This window comes from Rhodococcus sp. 05-340-2 (genome assembly GCF_002258915.1).
In the GTDB taxonomy this organism is placed as follows: Bacteria; Actinomycetota; Actinomycetes; order Mycobacteriales; family Mycobacteriaceae; genus Rhodococcoides.
The window spans coordinates 19,864-38,497 of record NZ_NOYU01000015.1; the positions used below are offsets into that span (position 1 = coordinate 19,864).

Genomic DNA, 18,634 nt, shown 5'->3' on the forward strand with positions numbered 1-18,634 from the left:
GACAACGAGATAACTCGTTACAGGAGCGGGCAATACGGCTCCTCATCTGCAGGTCTGCTCGCCGCAGCCGGCAAGGACGGTCGCCACTCCCACCCGGAACCCGAGCGACTCGAGACGGTCCCGTTCACATCGCCATCACCATTTCCAGCTGAGCGGTCGGACGTCGCGAGGACCAACCACCAATTGGTCAAGCAACTGACCAAAGAAGCATCCGAAATCCTCTCTCTCCGTAAGACCCAACGAGCAGATCAGGCCCTCAACCCTGAGCTGGGCGTCACTGCCATGACCCCGGACGAGGAGCGTGAGTCGGGCAGGCAGATCGTCATAGATCTCGTCAGCAAAGAAGTGCAGTCCGCGATCGACACCGGTCACGAACAGCTGAGCGTCCAAGAGGAACAGACGCTGGTCAAAGCGGTCTTCGACACGCTGTTCGGACTCGGCCCACTTCAGCCGCTCGTCGACGACCCGAACGTCGAGAACATCCTCATCAACGGCGACAGCGTCATTGTGATGTACCCCGACGGGAGTCTGCAGGCACGACCGCCGATCGCGGACAGCGACGAAGAGCTCTACGACTGGCTCACCAACCTCGCGCAGCGCGCACCCGGTGGTGGACGACCGTTCTCGCAGGTCAACCCCAACCTCCGCCTCAATCTGCCCGGCGACATCCGCTTGTCCGCGATGGGCTACTCGGTCCGCCATCCCAGTATCGCCATCCGCATGCACCGCCACAAGGATGTGACCATCGACAAGATGGTCGAAATGGGTGTTATGCCCCAACTGTTGTCCGAGATCCTCAGCGCCGCAGTCATCGGTGGTGCCTCCATCGTGATCTCCGGGCCCATGGGATCAGGTAAAACAACCAACCTTCGTGCGCTCGCCAACTGCCTTCCCCTGCAAACACGGATCGGCACAGCAGAGACAGAGTACGAACTGTTCCTCGACAAACTCGACGGTCGCAGACCGTATGTTGTTGCAGCCGAGGCAATCACCGGCGGCGGCGAACGAAACGAGCTGACCGGAGCGCTACGCGGCGCGACGACGCTGTCCGACATCCTTTACCAGTTCGTGCGAATGCAGCTCGACCGTGTCATCGTCGGAGAGGTAGCCGGCGGCGAGATCATCGACATGTTCAAAGCAATGCAGATGGCCAAAGGCTCCCTGAGTACCACGCACGCCGAGCATGCCGCCGGCGCGATCGACCGCCTCGTCACCTGCGCCCTCGAAGCAGGAGTGCCGGTCGAGTACGCCTACCGCCAAGTGGCACACCACATCAATCTGATCATTCAGCTGCAGACGGACTACGAATTTACCGACACCGGCGAGAGGCGTCAGGTCCGATTCGTCAGCGAGGTCATCCATATCGAGGCCGGCGAAAACGCCATGCCCGCAGTAACCAAAATTTACGAAGGAAAGCCGGGCGGGACCGGCGAATACGGAACTTTGCCCCCAGCTTTGCTCCGCAAGCTCTACGCAGGCGGTTTCAGTCCGAACCAAATCCCCATCAACACGATCACAGGTGGTGGGCTCTGATGTACACGTTCACGGCCGTCGGTATCGTCCTTGTCTTTGCCGCCGGGATGTGGTTTTTTGCCAACGGAATTCGCGATCGCCGCGACCCGACTGCGCCGACACGCCACCGCACCTCACGTGCGCGGATTGCCCGGCGGACAAAATTACTCCTCGCCATCGGAACTGCCGTCGGCCTTGCTGCATGGCTCCTCAGTGGATGGTTCGTACTCTTCCCCATCATTCCGATCGCAGCAGTAGGCGTCCCCTACCTACTCGGATCGTCAGCCGCCGCCGACGACATCGAACGCCTCAATGCCCTCGAAGAATGGGTGCGCAACCTGACTGGAGTGCTCGCAGCAGGATCCGGCCTCGAACAGGCCATCATCGCAACGCACAGGGGAATGCCTCAAGCATTGCGTCCGGAAATTACGAGCCTCATCACGCGCCTGCGTGGCAATGTGTCGATCGACGAAGCGTTGCTTCGGTTCGCAGACGATCTCGACGATTCCACCGGCGACTACGTGGTCGGTGCACTGCGGCAGGCAGCTCGCCTGCGCGGCTCCGGACTCACCGCAGCCTTGAAGCGACTTTCAGAATCGGTGGCAGAGAACGTGCGCAACCGCAGAACGGCCGAAGCGGAACGGCAAGGGCCCCGCACGACCGCTCGCGGGGTCACCGTCATCACCGTCGTTGTCATCGTTGGGTTGTTCCTGTTCACCAACTACATGGACCCGTACAAACAGCCCCTCCTCCAGCCCGTTCTGTTCCTCGAATTCATCGGTTTCGGCCTGGTGCTCGGGTGGATGAAGCGATACACCTTGCCAGTGAAATACCCCAGGTTCATCGGCACCAAGGACCGCGACGCAGCAAACACCGCACGTGAGAGGAGCGCAGTATGAACAACTTCGAGCTCTGGGCGATCGCCCTTGCCGCTCTCGCCGCTCTCGGCTTGATCCTCCTCGTTCTCCGCATACTGCCGGCCGACCCAGCACTCGGCGATGCCATGGAACGACTGTCCGGTGCAGCCCCGGACCCGTACACCGTCGACACCCGCGGCGGTGACGACCTCACCGGTTCGGATGCCCTGTCCTACAAGGTCGGTGCCCGCTTCTACCCGCGGCTGCGATCGCAGGCGTGGTTCAGGATCCCGACCGCGGACCTGGCGATCCTCCGAGAAACTCCACAAAAGTTCATCGGAGACAAAATCCTTTCCGCTGCAATAGGTCTGATCATCGCGCCGATTTCGATCGCACTCCTGGCGCTGTTCGGCATGGCAGTGCCCCTGACTTTTCCCGTAGCCGGTTCCCTCGTCCTGGCGCTGGTGGGATTCTTCGCGCCCGACGCCGACGTCAAGACTCGCGCCGCTAGTGCCCGACTCGAATTCACCCGAGCATTGGCGGCGTTCATCGACTTCGTTTCGTTGAACCGAAGTGGCGGCGTCGCTGCATTCCAAAGTCTCGAACGCGCTGCCGCAGTGGGCGATAGCTGGGTGTTTCTACGTCTGGATGCCGAGCTTCAGAAAGCGTCCCTCGCCGGACAGGCACCATGGGCTGCTCTGTCCAATCTTGCAGCCGAACTGGCGCTGCCGGAGTTGGGAGATCTCGCGGACATCATGACCTATACCGGCGACCAGGGAGCGAGCGTGGCCGACACTCTTGCCGCGCGGGCCGGAGCGCTCCGCAGTGCCCTGCTCTCGAAAGAACAAGGCGAAGCAGGAGCCAAAACGAAGAAGATGGACGCACCTCTCGGCACCTTGGCCGTGCTGTTCATGATCATGCTGATCGTGCCGGCCGGAGTGAACATCATGGGCGGCGTCTAGACCGAACAACCCGAATGCGTTGTCATTCAACGATCAACTACCAAGTTTGAGCTGTGCAAACACCGATCCGTGCACTTCACCTGCTCGAAGTGTCCGGTCTTGGCGATAGTCTGACCGGCATCCAGAACCGTCATAACCAGGGCTTTTACATATCGAAGGGAAACGTCACATGGCAGCATCGCGCACAATCGCAAACCGGATCGCAGCAACCACCGCAACACTGTTCGCATTGGCACTGTTCTCCTATACCCGGATGACCGAGCGCGCCGGCGGACGCAAAAGCGACAAGGGCTACAGCATGGAGACCGTCGTCATCACCGCCGGCCTCGTCATCCTCGCCATCGCTATCGTCGCCGGAATCACCGTGGTTGCACAGCGCTACCTCAACCGAATCCAGTAACCCCACCACTCGCCCAACGAGACAGGGGAGGACCAGCGTTGCTCACCGACACACATGTACCACTACGCGAATGGCTCACCCGCATACGTCGAGACGACCGCGGCGCAGCCCTCGAAACAGTCGTGGTATTCGGCGTCGTCCTACTGCTCTTCCTCATCGCAATCCAGGCAGCTCTCTACGCTCACGCACGGACCGTAGCGATTTCGACCGGTGAAGAAGCTCTACGACAAGCGCGATCGCAATTCGGCAGCGCTGCGGCCGGAACAGCGGCGGGCTACGCCTTCGCATCCACCGCCGGCCCGACGACCCTTCGAGCACCCGTCATTGTCGTCAACCGAGGCTTGCGAGAAGCAACTGTCCAGATCACCGGACAACCCATCCGCCTCATCCCCTTCTTCTCCCTCGACATCAATGTCAGCGAGACGCTTCCCGTTGAACGAGTCACTGCCCCAGGAACCAGATGAACACCGCGAACAAACTGCGCCAGCTGGCAGCCGCAGCCAGAGCCGACGACCGAGGATCGGCCCTGCAGACTGTCATCGTCGCCCCCGCCACACTGTTCCTGATCGCACTGATCGTCACCTTCGGCGTTCTCGCGCAAGCGCACCAGAAAGTAGTCCACGCCGCGAACGAGGCCGCGCGTACCGCCTCCATCGCGCGAACGGCGTTCTCCGCAGCCCCCGATGCGCAAGCAGCCGCGCGAAACGACCTGGCAGCACGAGGGCTCACCTGTTCCGCTCTCAACGTCAACACCGACCTCGGCGGATTCAGAACTCGCCCCGGCGTCACGGCTTCCGTCTCGGCCACCGTCACGTGCGTCATCTCCCTCGACGCACTCGGATTCCCGCAAGTCATGGGCTCACGGACCATCACAGCAACCGCGACTTCACCCGTCGACACCTACCGGGAGCGCGCCTGATGACCGAAGCACTACGCCGGGCGGTGGCCGCCTGCACACGGCGAGACGCGCACAACGACGCCGGAACCATCGCCATGTGGAGCGTCATCACAGCCATGGCGTTGCTGATCATGATGGGTCTCGTCGTCGACGGCGGCGGCAAAGTTTACGCCAAGCAGCGCGCCGAGCAAGTCGCTGAAGAAGCAGCCCGCGGGGCAGGACAAGCCATCATCGAACCACTCGCAGTCCGCGGTACCAACGTCGTCGTCAACCCGCTGACAGCCCAAGCCAAAGCCACCAAATACCTTGCCGCAGCAGGAATCCCCGGCGTCGTCGTGCAGACCGGACCGACAACACTGCTGATCACCACCACAACGACCTACCAACCCCGTGTCCTCGGTTTGATCGGCGTCGGGCCACAGCAGATCATCGGAACAGCCACCGTCAACCTGAACCGCACCAACCTCGGAATCCCCGGCACACCATGACCAATCGACCGCAGAGCAGACGAGTCGCAGAACTCCACGAGAAGACGGAGGACGTGATTCGACAGCTCGCGGCGCAACGCTGCACGACCCCGGCCACCCTGCAGCCATCGGAAAGGACACCCGCATGACCACCATCCGACGGCGCTTGACTGGTTTGCTCTACCTGATCGTCCTACTCGTCCTCGTCGTCGGAATTCCGCTCGCACTGTGGACATTCCGCGGCAACCCAATACCGACGACGCTGCCCGATCTCGACCAGATCAAAACAGCTCTGACCACCCAAGACGACGGATCACTCTTCCTCGGATTCGTGACCTGGATCGGCTGGCTCGCCTGGGCCACCTTCACCTTCAGCACCGTCATCGAACTCGTCGCAGCACTACGCGGCATCAAAGCACCTCAACTCCGAGGCCTCGGCTTCCAGCAGCGAAGCGCCTCCGTTCTCATAGGCGGAGCGCTCATGCTGGTAACAGCGGGCACCGCCACAGCCCAACCCCTCACCGCCACAGCACTACCGCTCTTCGACGCCCCTGCCCACTCGGCACCGATCCAAGTAACGCAACAAAGCCAACCGCATCCAGCAGAAGCCCCCGCCCGCCCCATCAACGGGGAAACCATCACGGTGCAGCAGGGCGACAGCCTATGGAAACTCGCAGAACGCCACCTTGGCGATGGCTTTCGATACACCGAGATCAAGCAACTCAACGCCGACGTCCTGACCGTCGACGGATGGCTGCAACCAGGATGGAAACTTCAGCTCCCCGCCGCCGCACCCACAACCGTCGACGGGGCCTACACAGTTCGAGAAGGCGACAGTCTCTGGAGCATCGCCGAGCAACATCTGGGTGACGGACACCGCTACAAAGAAATCATCAACGCCGACGGAACTGCACCGTCGACAATCATCCACGTCGGCCAGCAGCTCACCGTCAACGATCAAACCGCCGAGACCGTCACGCCCGAACCGGGTCCGGTTGCTTCCCCCGACCCGGCCCCGGTTGCTGCCGCTCCTGTACCTGCTGCTGTGCCCGAACCGACCGTCGCTCCTGAACCGGCCCCGGTCGCTGCCGCTCCCGAACCGGCTCCGGCTGCCGCTCCTGAACCGGCCCCCGCAGCAGCGCCTGAACTGTCCTCCGCTGCACCTCTCCTGGGTGGCACCGACGTTCCGGAACAAGCGGAGATGGTTCCGGGCGGTGACGAACAGGCTCAGGCAGAAGCGCAGGCCGCTGCCGCCGCCGCTGCGAAGATTTTCGGCATCGAACTCAACAGCGCTTCGTCACAGCTACCTGCTCCGACAGCGGCGGCTCCTGAGCCAGCGCCTGCTCCAGCAGCCCCTGAGCAGGCAGAGGCCCCCGCCCCGTCGGCGGTTCCTGAGCCAGCGCCTGCTCCGGTGGCCGCCCCTGAGCCAGCAGAGGCTCCCGCCCCGGTGGCAGCTTCCGAACCTGCTGCTGAGTCCGCGGGCGCAGATGTTGTGGCACCCGGGCCGGCACCCGCTCAAATGCCTGCTCCAGCGCAGACGTCGTCACCCAGTCCTGCTGCAGCTCCCGCCCCGACTCAGCCAGCCACCCAGATCCCACTGAATACATCGACGACAGACCCGGTATATATCGCCGCCACTGCGCAGCCAAGCGATGTCTCCGAGGATCAGAACAGCACATTGTGGCTCGGTATCTCAGCCCTAGCGGCCATCGGACTGGCTGGGGCCTTCGGGCTGCGCCGGCACCGTCAACAGCACGATCGCCGCAGAGGCGAGACCCTCCCTCAAACCTGGGGCGCTGCAGCAGTTGTGGAAGAACAGATTCATTCTGCAGCGGACAACAACGTCCTCACGCGGCTCGACGAAGCACTGAGGACTATCGCCGAACACGCTCGGACACAGGGCAACGCACTGCCGGCATTACTCGGCGCATTCATCGGTCCCGATGCGGTGGAGCTAGTAATCCTTGATGACTCCGTACTGCCGGACCAGTGGCTCAGATCAGAGACCGGCACCTGGACCCTCCCCGCCGACGTCCGGATCGCCCCAGCACCCACCACAATCAGCCCGTACCCCACGCTCGTGACACTCGGTTCCACAGACGACCGAACCCAAGTTCTTCTCAACCTGGAAGAACTCGGCTACCTCGGCGTCTCAGCTTCACCAGAGCACGCCCGCGGCACTCTCCAGGCCCTGGCCCTCGAACTCGTCGAATCCCCGCTCGCCGACAATCTGCACCTGACGCTGATCGGTTTCGGACAGGAGCTCCCCGAACTGTTCGGCAACGGTCGAATCGAGCACACCGACCAACCAGGCGAAGTGCTGGCCAGACTCGCCCGACAAGCCGAACGTGACCAAGACACCCTCGTCGAACAACACATCGACAGCATTGCAGCGGCCCGTTCGATCTACGACACAAGCGAAATGACCGCCCCCGAAGTAGTTCTCATCGCGAGTCAGTTGACGGCCGACCAACAGCAATCACTCGATCAGATCCTGGCCGCCACACCGCGCGTGGCGTTCGCTGCCGCCAGCACCGCCAGCACCGCCAGCGAGAACACCCAGGCCGCGTGGACACTCGACATCGTCGACCGCAACACCGCAAGCCTTGTCAAACGAGACACCGACGGCGGCTTCGCATTCCAGCCAGCATTTCTCGAGCCGGACCAATATGAAGGCATTACCGCCTACCTCGCGACCGCCACACAGCCAGCTATCCCCACAGAGTCGTCCATGCACGACCCCTGGGCTGCAGCCGAAATCGACGCACACCTCACCGACGCCGAAAGCGCTGAGACCTTCCTCGACTCCGTCACCACGATCGACCCCACCGACCAGCTGCTGCTGAACGGAACTACCGCATCGGAGACCGCCCCCGACGTCACAAACGTTCCGACCTACAGCCCGGACGCCGCGCAGTGGACATCCCCAGAAGCGATCAGGTACGACGACCAGGCCCCACCCATCGCTCCTGTCGCTGGTGACGTACCGGCCCCGGGACATCTCTGGCTCCATCTTCTCGGGAAACCAGCAGTCACCACCCCGACCGGGGAGCCACCCAAGGACGGCCGTGAAGTACTCCTAACCGAGATCGCCGCTCTTCTCTCCATCCACCCGGGAATCAAACACGACTCCATCGACAAAAAGATCTGGCCTGCAGACAATTTCGACAAACTCCCTCTGGAGGATCAGCCGAAAAAGAAGGCGACACGACGCCAGAACTACCTCTCGAGACTGCGAAATTGGTTGGGAGAGACAGAGAACGGTGAGCAGGCATTTCCGAAGCACGGCGACCGCACCGGCCGCACCGGCTACCGACTGCACCCCGATGTCCGATCGGACTGGGACTACTGGCAACAACTGATCGACACCACTCCGGCCGCCGCCACCGATGCGGAATTGCGGACGGCTGCAGAACTGGTAAACGATCAACCATTCGCCGGGACACGGTCAGACCGTTACGGGTGGGCACGAAACCTACAGCAGCACATGATCTCGACCCTCGCGGATGCCCTCGAAGAGCTCGCCACCAGACAAATAAAGACCGGAGATCTTTCCGCCGCGCTCACCACCGCAAACCGCGGCGTCACCGTCGAACCGTTCCGAGAAGGTCTCTGGAGACTGGCGATCATCGCTACCCACGGGAGCGACGAGATCAGCAAGACCCAGGAGCTGATCGACCAACTGCTCGCGAACCTCGCCGACATCGATGTCGACCCAGAACCCGAAACCGACGAACTCTTGCGCGCCCTCGCGCAATTCCACAATGGCGGCAACGCCCTCTACCGGATCGGAGCAATAGCCAGTTGATAGCAGTCGCGTCAATCGAGGTGTCTGAAGTGTCCGGTAAGCACGTTACGGTCCAAACAGCCGCACCATTATCGTTATCGCAGTACAACGCACAGAACAACGTAGGGGGTCCACGATGATCAGCACACGACGTCGCACAGGCGCGGCAATCCTCGCAGTAGCAGCCGCTGCAAGCATCAGCGTCGCATGCGGGAGCGGTGACATTGAGGCGACCCCCGTAACGACCACCACGCAGCCGGTCCTCACGGGACCAGAGGGCGTCGAAAAGTCCCCGGAACAACAGGCGACCGAGCAGGCAACAGCAAAGGTGAATGAGTTCTTCGCCGTTCTCGCGAAGGTCGAGAGCGATCCTGCTGTAGACATCAACATGCTGGACTCTGTTGCGAGTGGAAAGATCCTCGATCAGTTGAAGGCAAACGTGAACCTGCGCCGATCTCAAGGAATTGTCTCCACGGGTGCTGCGACTGTCGCAGATGCATTCGTGACGGAACTGCAGGCACCAAAGGATGCTGACGGGAACCCAATTAAGGAAGAAGCGTCGGCAACATTGCGAGTCTGCATCGACAGCTCGAACTATGACCAGATCCGTCCGGACGGCACGAGTGTGCTCCCTCCTGACCGAGTCCGGCGGGAGCTGGGCAAGCCGACTCTGGAGAACGTGGCGTGGCCAGATTCATCAGGCTGGCGCATTGTTTCCGATGCAGTGACTTCTTCGGGTACCCCATGCGACGCACCATGATCGACGGTTTGGCAAGTAGGCAACTGGAATCCATAAGGGCGGTGGGTCATGCGTAAGCCGCTTGGGGTTATCGCATCAGTGCTTCTAGTTGGAGTGTTCAACGCGAACCCAGTATTTGCGCAGCCGGGGATCGGCACCGGAACTGGCGGTGCCTTCGGCGGAGGCTTGGGTGGTTCGACAGTTGTGGTCGAAGGTACGTACACGAGTGTGCCGTCAGGGGGTGGAACGACTGGATCCGCGCCAGCTGCTGTGGGCGGGGGAGGTGGTGGGAGCGCCGCGCCGTCCGGACCGCCGCTCGAGTTCGTTCCGTCGACTGACGCCGCCAATATGACGCTTGTTCGAAATGCTGATAGTGGTGCCCCGATGGCAGTGAACGTCGTTAATGATGACGGCACAACATGGTCCTGCGAAGCGGCCGGTCCGTGTGTTCAAATTCCGGACGTTGGGGTGCCGGCTACGCCTCCGGTGGTCGACGTTATGACCGTTGTCGGCCAAGCGGTTACGGCAATGCAGTTGGATCCGCCCGGAATAGGCATCACCCCGAACCCCGCAAACACAGGTGCTGTCGGCCTGGTTGGTCTACCCGGCTGGTTCTGGGTCGCTGACCCACGGGAATCGACAGTCGGCCCCGTGACCAGAACTGCAGCAGGACCGGGTGTCATAGTTTCTGCTACAGGGGTCAATACGTCCGTGGTCGTCAATTGGGGGGACGGATCCGTGCCGTCGGTGTGCCCAGGTGCGTTACTGCCCTTCACGCCGTATACCGATGTTGCACAAGGGCTTCCAAGTCCGACGTGCGGCAATATCGTTTATCACAAGACGTCCACTACCGAGCCCGGTGGGACATTCAAGGTCTCCGCGACATCGAATTGGCTCGTCACGTGGACAGCGACGACACCCAACGGGACGGTCGGTGGAGTCATACCCACGCCGCTGACTTCGCGTACTGAAGTTCGGATTGGTGAACTGCAGGTCCTGGTCACAAATTAGAGCCGTGCGCCCCCGCTCCTCGGGTGCGAAATTGAGTCACTCCAGGCTTACCGGTTTGTAGGCTGGTGGAATGCCTGAACGGTTGACTGTCAACGTCACGATGCCACCGGAATTGGCTGGGGGGCAAGTGCAGGCCTACCTGGAAGAGTTGGGGTTCGAGGTCGCCCACACGTCCGCGCCCGATGTGTGGGCGTTAACCGAGCCGGCTGCCAGCATGGACTGTGTCGATTTTATGACCGTTCGCACCCTGTCGGGTTCGGAAGCGGACGTCGATGACGAGCTCGTCGACCTCCCGCAAGACCCTTACGTCTCCAGGCTGGACCATGGGCGAGTCGTTGAGGAGCGCCTTCGCGCGATCAGACAGATGAGCGCGGGTGCGGTGGGATCGTTCCTGTACGGACTCCAGCTACCTGTCATCACCGCCAGCGATCGAGCCTTGTCCGCGGCAGTACAGGACGCGAGTAGGGAGTTGGCCGGAACTTCGGACGACGATGACGAGCATCCGTTCGACCGGCATGCTGTCCACGTTGTTCGCTATGGCAACGCCACGCACCGTCGGATCAGGTTTCCTGGTTTCGTGTTACGTCTGAATCAGGACCCCGAACTTCTCGACGACATACGACGCGGGCCGATCGACGTCGATGAGACCATTTTCGCGTCGGGATCGTCGATCCTGAGCAGTGTCTTGATTCCCGCGAGCCATCTCGGTCCGTTGTTGGCCGCACGGTCTCCATGGGTATGGGCGTTTCAAGCGAACAGGGTGTCGGGTGCGGTGATTTTCACTCTCGGCACAGATATTGTCGGGAGGTCTCCTGTTCCGTACGAAGCGCATCAGGTACTTCCCCGATCACCAGTGGGTCGCCTTCCCCAGCGGCAGGAGCCGCCGGCACCGGAGGCGTGGGGTGCGGCCGTCGCTTGGTGGGTTGCTCAGATGAACTCTGTTCTCGGGCATCTCCTGAACCCATGCCTGTTCGCAGATGCTGACGGTGACTACCTCCCCTATGCGCAGCAGAACCGGTTGATGGAATTTGCGGATCTTCTGCAACGAGTTACCTCGACGCTGCTATCGCTGCACGACGACTACGCAGCCGGAGTTCTGATGTGGTCAGCAATGGACCTGATCGAGGCGACCTGGCTTTCATGGGATCTCACGGCACTGTGCAAGCCCTCGGTTGCGGCGAAAGCGCTGCAGCAAGTTCGAGAACGTATGCCTGCTGATGTTCAGTCCGTCCTGCTTCCGTACGCGGCTTTTGGTGTGGAAGCGTTGACCGAAGTGGGGGACGGGTTCTTCATCAAGAATTACCGTAGGTCGGAGAAGGTAATTCTGAAGCTGCCCGGTGGAGCGGACAAATCCCTGTCACTCGATGACGCAGTGAGTCAGTTCATGCGTTTGCGCAGGAACACTACACACGGGTTCGACAAACCTGATCCCGTCCGTGACCGACTTTTCGCGCAACACAACGGCCGGCTGCCGGCGACACTGATGTACCTGCCGCTGCTGTACTTGATGTACATCATGTCCGATCCTGATGACCTGAGACGTCGTCTGCTCCGTCGATCCGCTCGAAGACGCAGGACGCAGTGAGAGGTGTTCACACACGTTGCCGGTGGTGTGCTGAGACAATATTGCGGTGAGTGTCATGGTGCGCCGGCTGATGGGTGCGGTGTGGCCGACGAGGTTCGGCGCAGCCGAAATTGATGTCGAAAAGGGGGCGCTAGCAGTGGAATCGAACGACCGGGGTGGGCGCGAAAATGCTTCACCGGACTCCGCTGCTGGCGAAGAGATGGCGTCCGAGCTCAACCCGGTGAGTGTCGAGCTGAATCCGGCGGCAATCGAGATGGTGCACGCGAGCATCGAACGGACGCTGGATTCTCAGGAACGCCGAGTGACGAGCATCGATCAGCGCGGGGGTGTGCTGCTGGGATTCGCGGGCATTCTGGTGGGGATCGTGTTGCGCAATCCCGCGGGGATCGGTGTGTGGGAGGTTGCGGGTGCTGCCCTGGCCGGTGCGGCGGCAATCATGGCGGCATTCGTGATTGCACCCAATACCGCGTCGGGGCTCAATCCGGAAGTGGTGTTGGAGGAGTATTCGACAGTCGATGAGACGACGGGCCGGTTCGAGATCGCGTCGACACTGGTGTCGATTTATCAGGTGACAGAGATGCGGCTTCGGAGCAAGCTGATGCGGTTGCGGATCACGACGGGTCTGTTGGCTGGATCTGTGCTGGTGTTGCTCGTGACGGCTATCATTCGGATGTAGGAGGACATCATGGCTACGGTGAACGAGCAGCAGAAACCTGATCGACCGGTGGGCTCGGCGAGCCCGGCGACGGCGTCGCGGCGTCGCAAGGTGGCCTTGCGTCCCAATCCTCGGCTGGTGGGCAACTACGAGGGCAGTTCCCGCACGATCGACGAAGTGCGACGCCAGATAGAGAAGCAGCAGGGGGCGTCGGCGTGACGGCCTCGAAAGATCAGAATCCGCCGGCGGGGTCGTCGGCTCCACGTGCCAGCGCGCGCCCTGTGGTGGTGGTCCCGACATCGGCTGCGGGTGATCGCACCATTGTTCGGGCAGCACCCAACGAGAGAGCTATCCGCAGCATCACTGCGGGGGCTGCACCTCAAAATGTGCGGTCCGCTGTCCGCCGCGAGCACTAATTTCGCGCGCACGCCTTTGCGCTGTGTCGTAGATGATCCAAAATTGGGCTAGCAGACGGTGCCAAACGTGTTCGTCCAGGTCGCCGATCTGCAGCGTCGACTGTGTCTGCTCCCGATCACGCTTGGCCGTTACCTGGGCAGCTGTGGTGATCGATGCAGCAGCGGGGGAGGGCTTACGATGCGGCCACCGACCCGCGTCGAGTGCTCGATGTAGTAGTCGAGCATCGGGTGAAACTCGGCAGGGTAATCCCTTAGCCAAAAGCTTGCACGGTGTTCGACGAATTTCGACGCAAACCCCGCGACACTCAGACAGCGGTGGTGTGGGCAACCGGACCGCATGTATGGATCTCATAGCGATACTCCATTGCCGCGTGTCCGAACGGCGAGGACCAAACGTGGCACAACCAGCCATTGCTTACGACTTTGCGACGGACTCCTGTCACGGGCGGCGAAGTAGCCCTGCAGGTGTGGAAGCGTACGCGGGGTCGTTGAACACGGCGCTGTCTTCGCCGACATGCTCCGCAACGCCAGCGGGGGGTGGCCCGAGGATTTCAGTTTTGATGCAGCCTTTGGTCGAGTCGAGCCAGGTACGGGAATCGGCCCCAAGTCGAAATGGATGGGCCATGTCGTTGGAAATGATGTTGCGCATGATGTTGTACACCGCCGAATTGGGTTGCCGGGCCAGGAGCTGATTCATCAGCGATTGCCGGGTGGGCACCAGGTATTGCGGTTTCTTTCCTGTTGGGGACATGCACTCGAGCATCACGTTGGTCGATGCAATCAACTTCACGAGCTGGATAGCCGTTGCTCGCTTTTCCTGGGCGATGGCCACATTGACGGAAAGTGCGTCGGTATAAAGCGGTATCCCCACTTTTTCGATAGGTTCGGAGCTCAGCGGCATGACTGAATAGGTCGAGGCGTCGACGTTGTCGATGAAGTGGAAGATTTCGGTCAAGCCTACGAAGGCTCGACCGATCCGCTGGTTCCATTTCGTGATTCGGTCGTAGCCCGAGTCGGGATATGTCGCCTGGGCGTACCCGGCGATGTTTCGCAGCACCTGCATGTCGGCGAGGCCTTGCTGATCGAGTCCTGGACAGGGGGGAAGGGCGGGAGTGAGCGGAAACTGGCCCGACTCCTCCATGACGGCCTGCTCGTACATGCACGCGACGGTCGTTCCCCCAGTAAAATCCAACAGCATGCCTTGACCCTGCGCGGGCCAGACTGCTTTCGGATCCCCGTCGCCGAGGATTTTGTGTAATTCTTCGACAGTCATCCCCGGCGCACCCAGTGCTGCGTCAGTGAGACGGCGAATCAAAATTTGCATGCACCCTAAATACGGTATTCCTTGATACTCCGAGGATTCCGTTTTCAGCGATGCGAGAGACCACGGGTAAAAGTCTGCGGTGCCGTCGATATCGAACTCGACACAGAACTGACGCATGTGATCAGCGAAGATGCAGTCGTAGGCAAAAACGTCCACAGTGGACGGCGGATCGCCTTTGTAACAGTCGTAGGTGTAGACGAAATTGAGAGCGACATCCGGTTGGACGCTGTGCCACGCGGCTCTGATGGTGGACTCGAACCATTTCGGTTCGGGCGTGTACGGGTACAAGGCGACGTTCAACGTGGATGCGTCGCTGGCTGGAGGTGGCTGGTTGGTGGGGCCGGAATCCTTGTTCAAACTGCGTCCGAACTCGGTACTGGTCACTGCACACTTCCCGTCATCACACTGTCTGCAGGGGAACGGCGATTGCCTCATACAGTCGCATGATTTTCCGAAAGTGGCAAGGATCACATTTACTTACCCTCGATCCACGGACTGAGGTGACCCACTGTGGTCGATGACCGAATTGTGGGGTCGGGACTGGTTGGGCGTGTTTCGTCCGCTGGTCTACCCAGCATTTCCACGATTGTCGTTGCTCGGGCCGAGTCGGCGGGTCGGGTGAGGATCAGGCGGGTGTGGGTGGGCTGATGCCAATGATGTTGCGCCATAATTGAAGCCACGCATCGAGCCACGGCCAGTGTCGCGGCAGGTGCAGTGTGGGTGTGCGTTGTGGCCGCACGAAACGCGCGGCAATGTTGACGATTTGCGCCGTAGCGTTATTCCGCGAGCTTTCGCGTGACGCCCGCCGGAGACGGTTCCGGCGGCGCGCAGCAGGTTGTGGGCGATCGCTGCGCACTGCACCCAGGCAGAGCTCGCGCCAAACGATCCTGACGGCATGTGCGCGAGCGGTCCGTCGATCAGATCCGAGAACACAGTCTCGATGACCGCGTGTGCACGGTGGACGACATCTGCGGTCGTCGTCGGCAGGGTGCTGTTGGTAAAAAACGGGTGATACCGCCACACCGGAAACAATGCATCGCGGTAGCGGGCGTCTTTGACCCGCCGCACGATCAACCGTGCAGAAACAGGATACGCGGTGGAAGAGAAAGCGGTGAACGATGTTTCGGCGACCTCGGCGTCGGAGATCCAGCCGTCGGTGTCGGGGTCGCGGACCGCTCCCGGGTAGCGCACGGGCGTCCACGCGGTGTCAGGGATGGAGGCGATCGCTCGTTGGACGATTCGGTTCTTGATCAGTACGAACGAGAACTTGATGCAGGCGCGTACGACGCGGCTGTTGCCGTAGGCGGAGTCGCCGCGGACCATGATTTTCCCGCTGGCGAGACTGGATGTCGCAGCTCAGCCCTAGTCATCCGGGCGAGCACGGGTGGCCCATTCTAAGTCGACTCTCAGCCCGGTCGCCTGCCCTCCGTACGATCAAGGGGGTGCTGACCGATCCACTGCCGAATTCCGGCTCACTTGAGCGCTATGAGGCTTTGCCCACGATTCTCCAGCTGAGGAGCTACCTCTCGGAGATCCAGGCGGAGCCGACCGAGTGGATCTCGGTTCTACGGAATCGAGGGAGCGGAATCAAGTACAGCTCGCTTCAACCTCTTCTGGTGGCGACATCGGACCAGCGCAAATTCCTCGCCACTACCGATTGGTCCATCAACGACCTCGGCGAGCCCAGTTACAGCTCTGATCGCCTCCCGGCCTTCCGCGACGGCTTGACCTCCAACCCTGATGGCTACGACCTTCATCTGTTCGTCAACGTGTCCTGGGTGCCATCGGCAACCACAGAACCCGTTATCGAATTCACGCCGTCGTTCGTATGGTGGTTGGGCCTGATCACGCGATCGAACGAGACAATGTATCGAACTAATCACGCGGGCCGCGATGAGGAGGTCGTCGAGATCGTCAGACCGAATCCTGGTGAATACGAGGTTCGAGTCAATGCACGGCACCTCCGAAAGTATCTCGCGGCCCGGAGCATGAGCCTGGTGATCCAGCACGCCCATTCTCGGGCTGACGACAGCGTGCATGAAGCTCGGATCGACCTTGAGATTCGCACCAAAGACGCAGCGTTCGCCTACACGGCGTGGGACGCGTATCGGGGGCCTGGTTTCGTAGCGCAGTTGGTTGGGAAACAGGCAGTTTTGCCGTTCGCGTCCGCTGGCGAGCACCCCGACGATCTGCAAAGGCCTGAGCGGTTTCAATCGTTCATCGTTGACATCGACCCCTCGACCGGCGACGAGGTTCGTTTGAGTTGCGAGCGCGATGAAGCGAACTACCTCACCCCAGTCTTCTTCGACACGGATGTTCTGACCCGATACCGCGACAACCCAGACCGCTACACGGTGCTGCGGACCGATGTCTCGTGCCACGGTCGGTGGGCCATCGATGTCGACATCAACGGTGCCAACCTCGTCCAGGTGTGGCTGGGACACCTCATCCGGCTACCCGAGACCGAGCGAGAGCACTGGCTCACACACAACGTCCCGCCGAACGGTGGAATAACCATCACACGTAGCGTGCGGGACCTAGCGGGCCAGTGGGTAGAGGACGAACGCCCTGACCCTGCTCGGCTGAGACGAGCTAAGGCAGAACTCATCGAGGCGTTCACTGGCTACTTCGGTGAGTCGTTGTACAAGCAACTCGGCCCGGCTGACCTCCGTGCGTTCGATGCCTTGGCATTGTGTACCAATCCAACCGAAGGCCAAAGCGACAACGGTGTCATGGTTCTGTCGAAAGGGATCGTGGATGCACTCGATGTCAAGACTCTTCGAGAGTCCTCGGGCGCGGACACGAATAGTCCTTCGCTTGCCTGCCTACAGCTACTCGTCGAGAACTTGGGTGCCGACCCGAATGGTCTCGTCGGACCCCTACGCCAGCTTCAGGGAATCCGATCGGCAGGCTCGGCCCACATGAAGGGCACGAAATTTACGACTGCGCTGTCGGCCGCAGGACTGAATTCTCTTCAGCCGGACAAACAATTCGAGACAATCGTAGATCGGGTTACGATGGCTCTGCAGGGCTTGTCCGAGCTGTTCCGAAGGACGCCCCCGCAAGTGTGATGGTGCCGGTCATTTTGTTCCAGTCTCGCTCTGATCATGGGTTCGCATTGATCTCACCCCACGCGTCTAACGCGTGTTGGTAGGTCGCCACAGCACCCGATTCAGTCGGAGCATCGCAGAGCGCGATCGCAGCCCTGGCAAGCGACGCGAGCGCAAGATCTCCCAGATCCAAGATCGCGTCGTCGCCATGACTGAGCAGAGTAAGCATCGTGGTAGCCATCATCTTCGGATGTTCCAGGACTTCAGCGGGCTGAGGCTGGCCCAACTCGATCAAGGCCAGCGCTTCGAGAAACATCGGTACAGCGAACGCCACCCTCGGATTGATTGCGCTCATAGCGTGAAGGTTAGCAATCGGCCGAATACCGGATGTTCTGGAGAATCTCTGAGACGGTGGAGGTATGACATCGAAACGTACCTCCGCCGGCGACAAACGCGCCCGCAAGGTCCAGCAACGTCGAAAGCGACTTGCACAGCAAGGGGTCTCACGTGAGCAGCACGCTGCGCTGGTGCTCGAGCGCAGCGGTGATCCCTCGTTCGTGCAACGGCGCACCAACGCCGACGGTGGGCGCACTCTGTCGTGGAGCAAGGACATGGTGGGTGGTGCGGAGCTCAACGACTCTCTCGAAGAGCAGCGACAGGCGTTTCGGGACAAGTTCGGCCGAGATCTCGGGCCGAACGATCCATTGTTCTTCGACCCAGCTGCTGACACGCCGCAGGAGATCAGTGAGGAGAACTTGTTGGCGGACGTGGACTCCCTGATCGACAAGGCCCGCGAAGCAGGGGAGAACCCCGCCTACTTCCAAGCATGGCGCGACACCGGGTTCTTGCTCACCGAACACAACATGCATCTGTTCTCCGCGTCGGATATCGACGAATGGAACGCGGCGCTCGAACGGCATTGGGACGAAGCGGCATTCGGGCCGTTCGACGATGCATCTTAGGACCTACGG

The 18,634-nt window shown here is 61.1% G+C and carries 16 protein-coding genes and 1 pseudogene; 14 read left to right on the forward strand and 3 right to left on the reverse strand.

Translation table 11 applies throughout. The features are described 5' to 3' along the window. The first annotated feature begins 510 nt into the window (after positions 1-510). The 12 genes from CH271_RS29210 (at position 511) to CH271_RS08960 (ending at position 13,092) form a co-directional block, all read left to right on the forward strand. Positions 511-1,533 carry a CpaF/VirB11 family protein gene (locus CH271_RS29210; RefSeq protein WP_254924256.1) on the forward strand — a complete coding sequence of 341 codons (1,023 nt, stop codon included), beginning with the start codon at positions 511-513 and terminating at the stop codon, positions 1,531-1,533. Then, positions 1,533-2,411, forward strand: coding sequence for a type II secretion system F family protein (locus CH271_RS08910; RefSeq protein ID WP_052047795.1), 879 nt, complete (start codon positions 1,533-1,535; stop codon positions 2,409-2,411). The genes CH271_RS29210 and CH271_RS08910 overlap by 1 nt, the downstream gene beginning before the upstream one ends. Beyond that, complete coding sequence (locus CH271_RS08915; RefSeq protein ID WP_032364991.1) at positions 2,408-3,331, forward strand: type II secretion system F family protein; 924 nt, start codon at positions 2,408-2,410, stop codon at positions 3,329-3,331. Before CH271_RS08910 ends, CH271_RS08915 begins: the two co-directional genes overlap by 4 nt. A gap of 169 nt (positions 3,332-3,500) precedes the next feature. Beyond that, positions 3,501-3,731: a hypothetical protein gene (locus CH271_RS08920; RefSeq protein WP_015586077.1), complete on the forward strand. Its 231-nt coding sequence runs from the start codon at positions 3,501-3,503 to the stop codon at positions 3,729-3,731. Between the two features lie 38 nt (positions 3,732-3,769). Then, the gene (locus CH271_RS08925) at positions 3,770-4,195 is read left to right on the forward strand and encodes a type II secretion system protein (protein WP_015586078.1); all 426 of its coding nucleotides are present in this window, start codon (positions 3,770-3,772) and stop codon (positions 4,193-4,195) included. Further along, entirely contained in the window at positions 4,192-4,650 is a 459-nt protein-coding gene (locus CH271_RS08930; protein WP_015586079.1) for a TadE family protein, read from the forward strand. The genes CH271_RS08925 and CH271_RS08930 overlap by 4 nt, the downstream gene beginning before the upstream one ends. Continuing rightward, positions 4,650-5,117, forward strand: a complete 468-nt coding sequence (locus CH271_RS08935) for a pilus assembly protein TadG-related protein (RefSeq protein ID WP_015586080.1) — start codon at positions 4,650-4,652, stop codon at positions 5,115-5,117. Before CH271_RS08930 ends, CH271_RS08935 begins: the two co-directional genes overlap by 1 nt. A 124-nt stretch (positions 5,118-5,241) precedes the next feature. Then, complete coding sequence (locus CH271_RS29495) at positions 5,242-8,904, forward strand: LysM peptidoglycan-binding domain-containing protein (protein WP_015586082.1); 3,663 nt, start codon at positions 5,242-5,244, stop codon at positions 8,902-8,904. A 115-nt stretch (positions 8,905-9,019) separates the two neighbouring features. Further along, positions 9,020-9,643, forward strand: coding sequence for a hypothetical protein (locus CH271_RS08945; protein ID WP_015586083.1), 624 nt, complete (start codon positions 9,020-9,022; stop codon positions 9,641-9,643). Between the two features lie 1,060 nt (positions 9,644-10,703). Further along, positions 10,704-12,218: a hypothetical protein gene (locus CH271_RS08950; RefSeq protein ID WP_015586085.1), complete on the forward strand. Its 1,515-nt coding sequence runs from the start codon at positions 10,704-10,706 to the stop codon at positions 12,216-12,218. Between the two features lie 55 nt (positions 12,219-12,273). After that, a complete protein-coding gene (locus CH271_RS08955) occupies positions 12,274-12,894 on the forward strand; it encodes a hypothetical protein (protein WP_015586086.1) in 621 nt (206 codons plus the stop codon). A gap of 9 nt (positions 12,895-12,903) precedes the next feature. Next, positions 12,904-13,092: a hypothetical protein gene (locus tag CH271_RS08960; RefSeq protein ID WP_015586087.1), complete on the forward strand. Its 189-nt coding sequence runs from the start codon at positions 12,904-12,906 to the stop codon at positions 13,090-13,092. 636 nt (positions 13,093-13,728) lie between these two features. Here the strand turns inward: CH271_RS08960 and bcmE are convergent. Together bcmE and CH271_RS08970 are read right to left on the reverse strand one after the other, a co-directional pair. Then, the gene (gene bcmE, locus CH271_RS08965; RefSeq protein WP_032364993.1) at positions 13,729-14,997 is read right to left on the reverse strand and encodes a thiamine pyridinylase; all 1,269 of its coding nucleotides are present in this window, start codon (positions 14,995-14,997) and stop codon (positions 13,729-13,731) included. A gap of 241 nt (positions 14,998-15,238) precedes the next feature. Further along, positions 15,239-15,945: pseudogene (locus tag CH271_RS08970) on the reverse strand (transposase); the annotation flags it as partial. 110 nt (positions 15,946-16,055) lie between these two features. Here CH271_RS08970 and CH271_RS08975 point away from each other — a divergent pair. Further along, positions 16,056-17,684: a hypothetical protein gene (locus tag CH271_RS08975; RefSeq protein ID WP_052049375.1), complete on the forward strand. Its 1,629-nt coding sequence runs from the start codon at positions 16,056-16,058 to the stop codon at positions 17,682-17,684. 34 nt (positions 17,685-17,718) lie between these two features. Here the strand turns inward: CH271_RS08975 and CH271_RS08980 are convergent, their stop codons facing one another. Further along, the gene (locus CH271_RS08980; protein ID WP_015586093.1) at positions 17,719-18,018 is read right to left on the reverse strand and encodes a hypothetical protein; all 300 of its coding nucleotides are present in this window, start codon (positions 18,016-18,018) and stop codon (positions 17,719-17,721) included. Between the two features lie 64 nt (positions 18,019-18,082). Here CH271_RS08980 and CH271_RS08985 point away from each other — a divergent pair, with 64 nt between their 5' ends. Then, positions 18,083-18,625, forward strand: coding sequence for a hypothetical protein (locus tag CH271_RS08985; protein ID WP_015586094.1), 543 nt, complete (start codon positions 18,083-18,085; stop codon positions 18,623-18,625). The last annotated feature ends 9 nt before the right edge of the window (positions 18,626-18,634 follow it).

What these genes read in the sequence shown, in the direction of transcription:
- CH271_RS08985 (WP_015586094.1), top strand. Translation starts at nt 18,083, where the DNA reads ATGACATCGAAACGTACCTCCGCCGGCGACAAACGCGCCCGCAAGGTC.
- CH271_RS08960 (WP_015586087.1), top strand. Translation starts at nt 12,904, where the DNA reads ATGGCTACGGTGAACGAGCAGCAGAAACCTGATCGACCGGTGGGCTCG.
- CH271_RS29210 (WP_254924256.1), top strand. Translation starts at nt 511, where the DNA reads ATGTACCCCGACGGGAGTCTGCAGGCACGACCGCCGATCGCGGACAGC.
- CH271_RS08950 (WP_015586085.1), top strand. Translation starts at nt 10,704, where the DNA reads ATGCCTGAACGGTTGACTGTCAACGTCACGATGCCACCGGAATTGGCT.
- CH271_RS08980 (WP_015586093.1), bottom strand. Translation starts at nt 18,018, where the DNA reads ATGAGCGCAATCAATCCGAGGGTGGCGTTCGCTGTACCGATGTTTCTC.
- CH271_RS08945 (WP_015586083.1), top strand. Translation starts at nt 9,020, where the DNA reads ATGATCAGCACACGACGTCGCACAGGCGCGGCAATCCTCGCAGTAGCA.
- CH271_RS08955 (WP_015586086.1), top strand. Translation starts at nt 12,274, where the DNA reads ATGGTGCGCCGGCTGATGGGTGCGGTGTGGCCGACGAGGTTCGGCGCA.
- CH271_RS08935 (WP_015586080.1), top strand. Translation starts at nt 4,650, where the DNA reads ATGACCGAAGCACTACGCCGGGCGGTGGCCGCCTGCACACGGCGAGAC.
- CH271_RS29495 (WP_015586082.1), top strand. Translation starts at nt 5,242, where the DNA reads ATGACCACCATCCGACGGCGCTTGACTGGTTTGCTCTACCTGATCGTC.
- CH271_RS08910 (WP_052047795.1), top strand. Translation starts at nt 1,533, where the DNA reads ATGTACACGTTCACGGCCGTCGGTATCGTCCTTGTCTTTGCCGCCGGG.
- CH271_RS08920 (WP_015586077.1), top strand. Translation starts at nt 3,501, where the DNA reads ATGGCAGCATCGCGCACAATCGCAAACCGGATCGCAGCAACCACCGCA.
- CH271_RS08930 (WP_015586079.1), top strand. Translation starts at nt 4,192, where the DNA reads ATGAACACCGCGAACAAACTGCGCCAGCTGGCAGCCGCAGCCAGAGCC.
- CH271_RS08915 (WP_032364991.1), top strand. Translation starts at nt 2,408, where the DNA reads ATGAACAACTTCGAGCTCTGGGCGATCGCCCTTGCCGCTCTCGCCGCT.